Source organism: Paraburkholderia aromaticivorans (assembly GCF_012689525.1).
GTDB classification, from domain to species: Bacteria; Pseudomonadota; Gammaproteobacteria; order Burkholderiales; family Burkholderiaceae; genus Paraburkholderia; species Paraburkholderia aromaticivorans_A.
The window spans coordinates 462,919-474,842 of the sequence record NZ_CP051515.1; the positions used below are offsets into that span (position 1 = coordinate 462,919).

The window sequence follows — 11,924 nt, forward strand, 5'->3', positions numbered from 1 at the left end:
AGTTCGACGTTATCTAGAACGAGGATGAGCAAGCCAACGGAATCATGGATCAAATTGTATGTCGATTCATGGACCTTTTTGATGGACCATGCGGTTCGTAGAATGATTGCCTGTCTCGCTTCAAAGCAGCACCGCGCGTTGGGCGGCCCCGGATCTGAATGCAATCTTTTGCAGTCACCGTAATGGAGTTCATGCTATATGCCGATACGTTCAATCAAAATCATTGCCGTGTTCTGTGGATCAAACTACGGCGCTGTCGACGAGTTCGCTGACGGTGCGCGAGCACTCGGTCGGGCTTTGGGAAAAGCAGGAATAACGGTCGTCTATGGCGCAACGACAAAAGGTCTGATGGGCGTTGTCGCCGATGCCGCTTTGGCTGCCGGCGGCGACGTGCATGGTGTGATTACCGAAAGCCTGCATCAGCGTGGGCAGTCGCATTCCGGTCTGACTCACCACGAAATCGTGCAGACCTTGCGTAGTCGGAAAGAACGAATGGTCGAGCTTGCCGATGCATTCATCGCCCTGCCAGGAGGCATCGGCACCATTGAGGAACTGATGGAGGTGTGGACGATGAATCAACTTTCGGAGATCGACAAACCAGTGGGTCTATTGAACACAGCCGGTTTTTTTGCCGCGTTTCTGGGGTTTATCGACCATATGGTCAACACGAAATTCCTGCCGGCGGCACATCGGCATTCGATATCCGTGGATGCAGACTCAAACGCCCTGATCGAAAAAATTCACAACTACGCACGTGTCGATGTGCCCAAGTGGCTGTAGCATCTCAGTCAAACACGGCAGGCTGTTTGAATGGAACGGCGAACTCAGCGTCCGAAGACGTAGCGATGAAGCTTGCCAACCTAGCCCGTAGCTCTGCCGGCGGAAGCCACGGATAAAGCAAGGACCCTTGCAGCGCGTTCAACTTCTCCGCGCGCGGGTCTGGCACGGCGTCCATGCGTTCGATATGAATGTGTAGCTGGACGATCCGATCCTCAGCGTTGCCGCTCTCGTCTCCGAAGCGCCACCGATACATCCCTTTTCCGATCCGCAACGACTCGGTCTCCTTCTGCCGCATGACGACAAGCCACGGCATCGAGCAGTTCTGACTTTCATCCACCAGCGGTTCCGCGCAGACATAGTAGGTCCGGCATCGGTCGAAGCGTTCGCCGAAGTCGGCCACCAGCGTTTTGGCGATCGCGGCGGCACCGAGCACGCGCCGGGGAAAATCGATATCGTCGGTTGCAATCGAAAAGGTCAATTCCGCATCGGACGAGAAGCACTCGGATATCACTTCCGGCTGATTCAAATCCTTGGCACGAAGGTAACATTCAAGCAGTGACCGAACGGACGAAGACGAGAGGGAAGTATTCATGGATCTGCCTCGGATCGAAGTGAAGGGAGCCGCGAGCGCCGAGCCGAGCGGAGCGCTCGAACCTTTGAAGTATAATTACCTTCCAAAGGTAAAAGTAGGCGCGGCACTCAGAGTGGAGAGGTTATGGCTAAGAGTCAAGAAGAGGTTGTTCTGACGGTAACAAACCCAGCCTGTCTGGTCGACGGCTCGGACGCGGAGTTTCGGCATCTGGTGAACGGGTTGCTGCCGTTCGCGGCGCGCTTACTGTCGGTTCGGGATGGGTTCGGCACGTTGATCGGCCTCACGGGAATTCAGTATTCGTTGCTTATCGCGATCGCCCAGCTCTCGCACGACGATGTCGTCACGGTCAACCAGTTGGCGGACCACCTGCATTTGAGCGGTGCGTTCATTACCATCGAAACCGGCAAGCTCAAAAAACTGGGCTTGATCGACAAACGGTCCCATCCCGAAGACAAACGGAAGATGCGGCTGACCGTTACCACGGCGGGTTCCAGGTTGCTGAAAGAGCTGGCCGCCAAGCAGCAGCATATCAACGACGTGCTGTTCGAAGGCGTGACCAAAACCGAGTTCAAGGTACTCTGTTCGGTGGTGGATCGACTGGTCGCCAACGGCGATCGCGCCACGCTCGACCTTTCGCACCTGATCGCGCGGCAGGAAAAACGCTAGCGATTCGCCCACCGCTGTCTGGCATGAAGGAGCGAATCGGCGCGCGCCCTCACGCCAGCTGCTCAATGCGCGGCCCATTGAATCGTGCTCAGATCGATTCCTTCGAGGTGCATGTCCCAAAGCGGACTCAGCGCACGCAGTTTGGCCACGGTGGTCTGCACCTGCAGAATCACCTGATCGACTTCTTCCACCGTGGTAAACCGTCCCAGCGTGAAGCGGATCGAGCTGTGCGCCAGCTCGTCGTTGCGGCCGAGCGCTCGCAAGACATAGGACGGCTCCAGCGAAGCCGACGTGCAGGCTGATCCCGATGAGACCGCGACCCCCTTGATGCCCATGATCAAGGATTCGCCTTCCACGAAATTGAAGCTGACATTCAGGTTGTGCGCAATGCGGTGTGTCATGTCACCGTTGACGTAGACCTCTTTCATCTCTGTCAAGCCTGCCAGCAGCCGATTCCGCAAGTCCCCGACCCGGCGGCTCTCGGACACCCTCTCTTCCTTTGCAATTCGAAACGCTTCACCCATGCCGACGATCTGATGGGTGGGCAGCGTTCCCGAGCGCATTCCCCGCTCATGGCCGCCGCCATGCATCTGCGCTTCGATCCGGATGCGCGGTTTGCGGCGCACATACAGGGCACCCACGCCTTTCGGGCCGTACACCTTATGAGCCGTCACGGTCAGAAGGTCCACATTCAGCGCATTGACGTCAATCACAATCTTGCCCGCCGCCTGCACCGCGTCGCAATGAAACACGATGCCTTTGGCGCGGCACATCGCACCGATCTCCGCAATGGGTTGCACGACGCCCGTTTCGTTGTTAACCATCATGACCGAGACGAGCACCGTGTCGGGCCGCATCGCATTCTCTAGCACGCCCAGATCCAGCAGGCCGTCCTGCTGGACGTCCAGGTAGGTCACTTCGAAACCCTGTCGTTCCAACTCGCGGCACGTGTCCAGTACCGCTTTATGTTCGGTTTTCACCGTGACGATGTGGCGGCCCTTTTCCTTATAGAAATTGGCAGCGCCCTTGATCGCGAGATTGTTGCCTTCGGTCGCGCCGGAGGTCCAGACGATTTCGCGCGCGTCCGCTCCCAGAAGCTCGGCAACCTGTGTGCGAGCGGTTTCCACCGCGTCGTCTGCCTCCCAGCCGTAACTGTGGCTGCGGGAGGCGGGGTTGCCGAAGCTCTCGTTCAGGAACGGAAGCATGGCTGCGACGACCCTCGGATCAACCGGCGTCGTTGCGCTGTAGTCCATATAAATCGGACGGGATGACTGCTTGGTTTGCATTGTTTCTATTCCAGAAGGCCCGGCCGATTCGTATCGAGTGCATGCCGGCAGATGCAGCGAACGGAGTGTAGCGCGGAGTCGACCGCCTCCTGGCCAACATCCATCCAGCGAGTAGGGTCGTCGCTTCCATGCCATCTTCAAATCGGGGTTTACGATAGCTTGCTTAGCTTTATTGAATAGCATGTAATAAAAGCTAAGTAACAAAGCTAATAAACAACGCTTTGTGTGATGAATTCTAGCATCGCCTTGTCGGCGGTGCACCGGAAGGAGGGCGAGATGAGAGAAAGCACTACGACGTCTACGGACAATGCGGACACGCAACGGCGGTTTCGCACGGCGTTGTCGATGTTCGCGACAGGGGTGGCTGTAATCACGGCGCCTAGAGACAACGCGCCGCCCATCGGTATCACCGTGGCGTCGTTCAACTCCGTTTCGCTCGACCCGCCCTTGATTCTGTTTTCCGTCGACCGGCGAAACCTGAGCTTGCCCGACCTGAGCGCGGTCGGCACCTATGCGGTGAACGTGCTCGAGGAAGCCCAGCAGGATCTGTCGAATCGATTCGCCAAGGCGAACAGCGACAAATGGGGAGGCATGCCCGGCGTTTCGGAAAAGCGCGCCGACGCGGTTCTTCTGCCCGACTCGCTGGCCACTTTCGAATGCGAGCCGTATGCGCAGTACGACGGTGGAGACCACGTCATCTTCGTCGGTCGCGTCAAGAAATATCAAACCCGGTCGGAAGGCCGACCGCTCGTCTTCTTCGGCGGCCGATACCACACGCTCAACGGTGCTCACCAGCCTTCCGCTTGAGCGCATAGCTGCCCCAATTTTTGGAGAACATCATGATCAAGAACGGCACTCAACATATCGCGTCGCTGCGCGATGGACGGCAGGTCTATATCAACGGTCAAGCCGTCGGCGATGTGACGGCGCATCCCGCGTTTCGCAATTCCATTCGCAGCTACGCGAATCTGTACGACTTCCAGGCTCGCCCCGAGAACGTCGAAAAGATGACCTTCGCGTCGCCTGACACCGGGCGTCGCATCAGCAAGATCTGGCAACTGCCGACCTCCTATGACGAACTGGTCGAGCGGCGCTCCGCGCTCGAAGCATGGACGGAACTCCACTACGGCTTCATGGGCCGTTCGCCAGATCACGTCGCTTCGTGCATCTCGGGCATGTATATGGGCATCGATGTGTTCGAGCAGTATGATCCGGCGCGCGCCGGCGCCTTGCGCGATTACTACAAATATGCACGCGACAACGACCTCTTTCTCACCTATGTGATCGTCAATCCTCAGGCCAATCAGGCGAAGGCGGCGCACGAGCAGGAAGACAAGTACTTGGCGGTCGGTATCGTCGATCAGGACGCGGAAGGTATCACCGTGCGCGGCGCGAAGATGCTCGCTACCAGCGGCATCATGGCAAACGAGGTTTTCTGCAGTTGCATCCAGCCGCTACGCCCGGGCGACGAGATGTATGCGTTGTCGTTCGCCATACCCATGAACGCCAAGGGTATGAAAGTGATGTCGCGCAAATCGTACGAAGAGAATTCGCCTTCGGTTTTCGACAACCCTCTGTCGAGCCGCTACGACGAAAACGACGCAGTGCTGTACTTCGACGACGTCAAGGTGCCGTGGGAGCGCATCTTCGTGGCCGGCGACGTGGCAATGTGCGCGAAGCAATTCCACGCAACACCTGCGCACAGCTATCAGAACTACCAATGCCAGGTACGCCTGATGGTCAAGCTGCGCTTCCTCGTCGGTGTGGCGCTGAAGATCACGGAAATCAACGGGACCAACAGCTTCCCGCAAGTCCGCGAAACGTTGGGGCAACTCGCCTCTGAAGCGTCGATGGTGGAAGCGTGGGTCTACGGCATGGAGGCGAAGGGCCGCGTCGAGAACGGCTACTTCGTGCCGGACCGCAACATGCTTTACGGCTCGCAGGTGGTGACGCAGCAACTGTATTCGAAGGTGCTCAACACGCTGCGCGAACTCGCGGGCGGCGGAATGATCATGCTGCCGTCGAGCATTCGCGACTTCGAGAATCCGGATCTCCTGCGCATCATCGAAAAGACCCAGAAATCACCTGTCTGCAGCCCCGAGGAACGCGTCAAGTTCTTCAAGCTCGCGTGGGACGCTGTCGGCTCCGAGTTCGCGTCGCGCCACAACCAATACGAATTGTTCTATGCGGGCGCGTCGTTCGTCACGAAGGGCCACGCATTCCGCACCTACGACTGGCCGCGCGCGACGAGCCTCGTCGACGAACTGTTGTCGAGCTACTCGCTCGGCGCTGAACTCGCGACATTGCAGGCCGCCTGATTTCGCATTGCACCGATTCCAACTCACACAGGAGAGCAGCATGGCAATCAACAAACTTCATGACGAGTTTCACACGCTGGAAATGCAGCGGGGCTGGCAATTGCCGGAAGGCTACGATCCCGCTTCCGGCGCGCAGGAACTGATCCTTTCCGGCTCGCTGGATACGGAGAACAGGAAAGGCAGCCGCACGCGTTTGCTGCGCTTGCCTGCCGGACTCTTTACGAAGAGGCCGTTCGTGCACGACTACTGGGAAGAGGTGTTTCTGGTGGAGGGCGACCTGACGGTCGGCAACGACGAAGTCGGTCAAGGCGGCACGCCGTTCAATGGCTACACCTATGCGGTGCGGCCGCCCGGCGCCTACCACGGTCCGTTCAAGTCGGAAAAGGGCTGCGTGCTGCTCGAGATTCACTACTTCGATCCGGCCTGATCATGTTGCCCGCCATCGACGCCCTGCGTACTCAACTCGCCAATCGCCATCTCGACGCACAGGCGCTGCTCGCCTCATGTGTCGGGAACATCGAAGCCGATGCGGGTGAGGGCCGAAGAGTCTTCCCGCACGGCACCAGCCCCGCGGCGGCCACGCAGGCGATGGCGAGCGATGCGCTGCGTCGATACGGTGTCGCGGGCCCGCTCGCCGGAATCCCGATTTCGGTCAAGGACCTCTTCGACGTGCAAGGCGAAATCACCCGGGCTGGGGCGCGCATTCTGCCCGAGCAGGCAGCCGCGCGCGATGCCGTGGCGATTGGCCGGTTGCGTGCGGCCGGCGCCGTATTCGTGGGCCGAACCAACATGACGGAGTTCGCGTACTCGGGTCTCGGCATCAATCCGCACTACGGCACGCCGGCGAATCCGTTCGATCGCGAGACGGCGCGCATTCCTGGCGGGTCATCCTCCGGCGCGGCGGTGTCGGTGGCGGACGGCATGGCGGCAGCCGCGATCGGCTCGGACACGGGCGGTTCGTGCCGGATTCCCGCGGCCTTGTGCGGCGTAACCGGTTTCAAGCCCACCGCGTCGCGTATTTCACTGGACGGCGTGGTGCCCTTGTCGTGCAGTTACGACTCGGTCGGATCCATGGCGCCGAGCGTCGCGTGTTGTGCCTTGATCGATTCGGTCATGGCCGGCGAAACAGACGCGTCAACGTCGCCTTCTTCGGTACGCGGCTTGCGCCTCGCCGTGCCGACGAAACCGGTGCTCGACGACATGGACGTGCACGTGGCCCACGCGTTCGAGATCACGCTCTCCAGACTCGCGGCAGCCGGCGCGATGCTGCGAGAAGTGGAATTCGACAGCTGGAACGCACTCGCCGAGTTGACGCAGCACGGCGGACTGGTAGCTGCCGAAGCGTGGGCGTGGCACGTCGACATGATCTGCAACCAGGCGAATCAGTATGACCCGCGGGTTCTGTCCCGCATCCGTTTCGGCAGCCAGCAAAGCACAGCCGAATACATCCGCACCCAAGCTCGCCGCTCGCTGCTGTGCAGGCAGGCCGATATCGAATTGCAGCCGTTCGATGCGGTGGTATGTCCGACCGTACCCATTGTCGCGCCGCGCATCGCGGATCTTGCCGACGAGCGTGTCTATACGTCGACGAATCGGCTGCTACTGCGCAATCCGTCGATCGCCAACCTGCTCGATCTGTGCGCGTTGTCCATTCCTTGTCACGAGACGGGTCGCGCGCCCGTCGGTGTGATGTTGATGGGACGACCGATGAGCGACCGGCGTCTGCTTGCAATCGGCGCCGGTGTCGAAGCGATTCTGCGTCATACCGGCTGACATCGCGCGTTGGTTAGCCGTCCGGCACCACGCTCGCTATCCCTATCAAGGAGGAGTCCATGTTCAAACGTTCCGCGCTTACCGCCGTGCCAGTCGCGGCCATGCTGTGCGCCGCTCTATCCCATGCCGCCGATCCGGTCATGACCAATGGCGGTGTGGTGAAAATCGGTGTGCTCACCGATATGTCTTCCATCTTCTCCGACATCGGCGGAAAGGGTTCCGTGGTCGCTGCGCAGATGGCGGCGGAGGATTTCGGTGGCAAGGTTAATGGCGTACCCATCAAAGTGATCAGCGCCGATCATCAGAACAAGACCGATGTGGCCGCCACCGTCGCGCGAGACTGGTTCGATAACCAGCACGTGGACATGGTCGAGGACTTGTTGCCGTCCTCCGTCGCGCTGGCGGTGTCGAACGTGGCGAAGGAGAAGCATCGGATCGCCATTGCGAGCGGCGCCGGGACCACACGTCTTAGCAATGAAGACTGCTCGCCGTACACGATTCAATACTCGTACGACACGTATGCATTCACCACGAGCCTCGTGAAGTCGATGGCGCGCAGCGGCGACAACACCTGGTTCTTTTTGACCGTCGACTATGCGCTCGGGGCGTCGCTGGAAAAGGACGCGACCGCCGCATTGACGGCAGCCGGCGGCAAGGTAGTGGGCAAGGCGAAGCATCCGATCAATTCGTCGGATCTCTCGTCCTATCTGTTGCAGGCTCAGGCGTCGAAAGCAAAGGTGATTGGCCTCGCCAACGCGGGCAGCGATACCGTGAATGCGATCAAGACGGCACGCGAATTCGGCGTGATCGGGCAAGGCAAGCAAAAAATCGCGGGTTTGCAGTTATTTATCAGTGACATCAATAGCCTGGGACTGCAGGCGGCGCAGGGAATGATGCTGACCACGCCTTTCTATTGGGACCGCGATGACGCAAGTCGCGCGTGGTCGCAACGCTTCTTCGCGAGAACCGGGCGCATGCCGACGCTGGTCCAGGCGGGCGTCTATTCGTCGACGCTGCACTACCTGAAAGCCATCAAGGCGAGCGGAACCGATGCGGCCGATACGGTTATCGCGCAGATGAAGAAAACCCCTGTCGACGATTTCTTCGCGAAGAACGGCACGATTCGCGCCGATGGCCTGATGGTCCACGACATGTATCTGGCCGAGGTCAAGAGCCCGCAACAGTCCAAAAAGCCGTGGGACTACTACACGATCAAGCAGGTCATTCCGGCGCAGGAAGCGTTCGCGCCGCTCAGTGCGAGCCGCTGTCCGCTCGTCACCGCGAAATCTAACTGAATCGAATCGCGTGTGGCCGGGGCGTCGAACGGGCACACGCTTTTAAGGAGTATGTGATGAAAGACATTTCGTTTGAGGTCGAAGACAGTCACGGTTCGTTCGGGCGAATCATCTCGATCGACACGTTGGTCATCGCCGGCTGGACCGGCCGCGACACCGTCGCCATGGAAAAGCACATTCGCGAGCTGGAAGAGTTGGGCGTCAAGCGGCCGGCTTATACGCCCGTCTTTTACCGTGTCGCCGCCGACCGGCTCGAACCGACACCGAAGATCCAGGCGACCGGCACGCAGAGCAGTGGCGAAGTGGAATTCGTCTTGTTGAAAGACGCGGGCGAAACGTTCGTCGGTATCGCGTCCGACCACACCGATCGCGAAGTGGAAACCTACGGCATCACCGTATCGAAACAGATGTGCGGCAAGCCGTGTTCACGCAAGCTCTGGCGCCTGAGCGAGGTCGCCGGTCACTGGGACGAACTCGTGTTGCGTTCCTACGCGACGATCGACGGCGAGCGCGTGCTCTATCAGCAGGGCAAGGTGACAGCCATGCGCGCGCCGCAGGATCTGCTCGACGAGTTTGCCCGCCGGGACGGCCGCTTCGTGGATCGCACAGCCATGCTCTGCGGCACGCTCGCCGCGCTCGGCGGCATCAGGCCGGCCGAGCGTTTCGACATCGAACTCGAAGATCCGATCCTGCGGCGCTCGTTGACGCATAGCTATGCGATCGAAACGCTCCCCGTGGTCGGCTGAAACCCTCTTTTTAACGCATGCGTCCAATGGACGAGGAGAGCGGGTATGGCGCACACCGACCTGATTCTTGAAACCAGCAGCCTCACCAAGTCGTTCAACGGCTTTACGGCTGTCAACGCCGTCGATTTGCGTGTCCGGCGCGGCACGATCCACGCACTGATCGGGCCGAACGGCGCGGGCAAGACGACCTGCTTCAACCTGCTGACCAAGTTTCTGACGCCCACATCAGGGCAGATTTTCTTCGACGGCAAGGAGATCACGCGCGCGGCGCCGGCCTCGATCGCACGACGTGGCGTGATTCGATCGTTTCAGATCTCCGCGGTATTCCCGCATCTGAGCCCGGTTGAGAACGTGTGTATTGGTTTGCAGCGCGCGCTTGGCGTGTCGTTCCGTTTCTGGATGAGTAGCGCGGTGCTCGGTCGACTCAGGAAGCGCGCGCTGGAACTGCTCGATGAAGTGGGCCTGGCCGCATTTGCCGACATCAAAACCGCCGAGCTTTCATACGGCCACAAGCGTGCGCTCGAAATTGCCACGACGCTCGCGATGGATCCGGTGTTGATGTTGCTCGACGAACCGACCCAAGGCATGGGTCATGAAGACGTGGATCGGGTCACGGCGCTCATCAAGAAGGTCTCGGCCGGCCGAACAATTTTGATGGTCGAACACAACATGAAAATCATTTCCAGCATCTCGGACACCATCACGGTGCTGCAACGCGGAGAGGTTCTCGCGGAAGGCGCCTACGAAGTCGTGGCCGCCGACCCTCGAGTGCGGGAAGCCTACATGGGGACCGAAAATGGATCGCTTGAACACTGAACGCCTGGAGAGCCTGGCGTCGGCGGACAACCAGCAAACACGTGCCGATGTTCTGAATATCAAGGGACTGCATGCATGGTATGGGGAATCGCACATTCTGCACGGCGTCGAGGTTCGCGCGGCACGCGGCGAGGTGGTCACGTTGCTGGGACGCAATGGTTCCGGGCGCAGTACGACGCTTAAGTCCGTCATGGGTTTAACCGACGCACGGCGAGGGTCGATCTGCGTGAACGGCAGGGAAACGATCGGGATGCCACCGCAAGGCGTCGCGCGATTGGGTGTCGGTTATTGCCCGGAAGAGCGCGGCATTTTCGCGGGCTTGTCGTGCGAAGAAAACCTGCTGCTGCCGCCGCGGCTGCCGGTGTCGAATGCTATCGGCATGTCGCTCGAAGAGATCTACGAGATTTTTCCAAATCTCGCGGAACGCAGAGCGAGTCAGGGCACGCGCCTGTCGGGCGGCGAGCAGCAGATGCTGGCGATTGCGCGGATTTTGCGCACCGGCGCCAACCTGTTGCTACTCGACGAAATTTCGGAGGGGCTGGCGCCCGTGATCGTGCAGACGCTGGCGCGCGTCATCACGCTCCTCAAGTCGCGCGGCTTCACGGTGCTGCTGGTCGAACAGAACTTCCGATTTGCGGCTCCGCTCGCCGATCGCTTTTACGTAATGGAGCACGGGCAGATCGTCGAAACATTCGACGCAAGCCTTCTAGCCGAAAAGACTGGCGTGCTTCAGGAACTGCTCAACGTTTGAACGGGACGATCATCGTGGAACTCTTTGGTATTCCGCTTGCGGCGTTCTCCAGCCAACTGGTCCTCGGTCTCATGAACGGCTGCTTCTATGCTGTCTTGAGCCTGGGCTTGTCTGTCATCTTCGGGCTGCTGAACGTCATCAACTTCATGCACGGCGCGTTCTTCATGCTAGGTGCGCTATTGGCATGGATGGGCACGAACTATCTCGGTCTCGGCTATTGGCCGATGCTGATCGCCGCACCGTTCGTGGCCGGCGTGTTAGGGGCGCTCGTCGAGCGGACCATGCTGCGCCGGATCTACAAGCTCGATCATCTTTACGGCTTACTGCTCACGTTGGGCCTGACGTTGATTATCGAGGGACTATGCCGGTCCCTTTATGGTGCTTCGGGCATGTCCTATCCGGCGCCCGAGGGGCTGATGCAAGGCATGCAGTTAGGTTTCATGGTGCTGCCGGCTTATCGGGGATGGGTGGTGGTGGCGTCGTTGCTCGTGTGTGCCGGCGTCTGGTGGACGATCGAGCGTACGAATCTTGGCGCGCTGCTCCGCGCGGCGACCGAGAACCCCAAGCTAGTGGCGGCATTCGGCGTCAACGTACCGGCCATGGTCACGTTGACTTACAGCAGCGGGGTGGCACTTGCCGCGCTGGCCGGCGTGCTCGCCGCACCCGTCATGCAAGTGTCGCCGCTGATGGGCCAGAGCGTGATCATCACCGTGTTTGCGATCGTCGTGATTGGCGGCATGGGATCGATCGCGGGCTCGGTCATTACCAGTCTGTGCCTTGGCCTGATCGAAGGGCTGACCAAGATGTTCTATCCGGAAGGGTCCGCGACGGTCGTGTTCGTGATCATGGCGCTCGTGCTGCTCGTGCGTCCAAGTGGTCTGTTTGGCAATTCGAAGTGAGG

General features: G+C 59.8%; 13 protein-coding genes. 11 read left to right on the forward strand and 2 right to left on the reverse strand.

Translation table 11 applies throughout. From position 1 onward, the window contains the following. Positions 1–198 precede the first annotated feature (198 nt). Entirely contained in the window at positions 199–780 is a 582-nt protein-coding gene (locus tag HF916_RS13910) for a TIGR00730 family Rossman fold protein (protein WP_168789522.1), read from the forward strand. A gap of 4 nt (positions 781–784) precedes the next feature. Here the strand turns inward: HF916_RS13910 and HF916_RS13915 are convergent, their stop codons facing one another. Continuing rightward, positions 785–1,372 (reverse strand): hypothetical protein, encoded by a 588-nt coding sequence (locus HF916_RS13915; RefSeq protein ID WP_168789523.1) that lies wholly within the window; start codon positions 1,370–1,372, stop codon positions 785–787. 123 nt (positions 1,373–1,495) lie between these two features. Here HF916_RS13915 and HF916_RS13920 point away from each other — a divergent pair, with 123 nt between their 5' ends. Next, positions 1,496–2,038 (forward strand): MarR family winged helix-turn-helix transcriptional regulator, encoded by a 543-nt coding sequence (locus tag HF916_RS13920; protein WP_168789524.1) that lies wholly within the window; start codon positions 1,496–1,498, stop codon positions 2,036–2,038. Positions 2,039–2,100: 62 nt separating this feature from the next. Here the strand turns inward: HF916_RS13920 and HF916_RS13925 are convergent, their stop codons facing one another. Further along, the gene (locus HF916_RS13925; RefSeq protein ID WP_168789525.1) at positions 2,101–3,324 is read right to left on the reverse strand and encodes an IscS subfamily cysteine desulfurase; all 1,224 of its coding nucleotides are present in this window, start codon (positions 3,322–3,324) and stop codon (positions 2,101–2,103) included. A gap of 276 nt (positions 3,325–3,600) precedes the next feature. On the opposite strand from HF916_RS13925, the gene HF916_RS13930 reads away from it, so the two are divergent. The 9 genes from HF916_RS13930 to HF916_RS13970 are packed head-to-tail and all read left to right on the forward strand — an operon-like array spanning position 3,601 to position 11,922. Beyond that, positions 3,601–4,131, forward strand: a complete 531-nt coding sequence (locus HF916_RS13930; RefSeq protein WP_168789526.1) for a flavin reductase family protein — start codon at positions 3,601–3,603, stop codon at positions 4,129–4,131. A 32-nt stretch (positions 4,132–4,163) separates the two neighbouring features. Continuing rightward, positions 4,164–5,642 carry a 4-hydroxyphenylacetate 3-hydroxylase family protein gene (locus HF916_RS13935; protein WP_168789527.1) on the forward strand — a complete coding sequence of 493 codons (1,479 nt, stop codon included), beginning with the start codon at positions 4,164–4,166 and terminating at the stop codon, positions 5,640–5,642. A 40-nt stretch (positions 5,643–5,682) separates the two neighbouring features. Continuing rightward, positions 5,683–6,069, forward strand: coding sequence for a cupin domain-containing protein (locus tag HF916_RS13940; protein WP_168789528.1), 387 nt, complete (start codon positions 5,683–5,685; stop codon positions 6,067–6,069). Positions 6,070–6,071: 2 nt separating this feature from the next. After that, positions 6,072–7,415, forward strand: a complete 1,344-nt coding sequence (locus tag HF916_RS13945; RefSeq protein ID WP_168789529.1) for an amidase — start codon at positions 6,072–6,074, stop codon at positions 7,413–7,415. Positions 7,416–7,474: 59 nt separating this feature from the next. After that, positions 7,475–8,710 carry an ABC transporter substrate-binding protein gene (locus HF916_RS13950; RefSeq protein WP_168789530.1) on the forward strand — a complete coding sequence of 412 codons (1,236 nt, stop codon included), beginning with the start codon at positions 7,475–7,477 and terminating at the stop codon, positions 8,708–8,710. A 56-nt stretch (positions 8,711–8,766) separates the two neighbouring features. Next, on the forward strand, positions 8,767–9,456 hold the full coding sequence (locus HF916_RS13955) for a DUF2848 domain-containing protein (RefSeq protein WP_168789531.1): 690 nt from the start codon (positions 8,767–8,769) through the stop codon (positions 9,454–9,456). Positions 9,457–9,501: 45 nt separating this feature from the next. Continuing rightward, positions 9,502–10,272: an ABC transporter ATP-binding protein gene (locus tag HF916_RS13960; protein ID WP_168789532.1), complete on the forward strand. Its 771-nt coding sequence runs from the start codon at positions 9,502–9,504 to the stop codon at positions 10,270–10,272. After that, positions 10,253–11,023: an ABC transporter ATP-binding protein gene (locus HF916_RS13965; protein ID WP_168789533.1), complete on the forward strand. Its 771-nt coding sequence runs from the start codon at positions 10,253–10,255 to the stop codon at positions 11,021–11,023. The genes HF916_RS13960 and HF916_RS13965 overlap by 20 nt, the downstream gene beginning before the upstream one ends. A 14-nt stretch (positions 11,024–11,037) precedes the next feature. Further along, entirely contained in the window at positions 11,038–11,922 is an 885-nt protein-coding gene (locus HF916_RS13970; protein ID WP_168791992.1) for a branched-chain amino acid ABC transporter permease, read from the forward strand. Positions 11,923–11,924 lie beyond the last annotated feature (2 nt).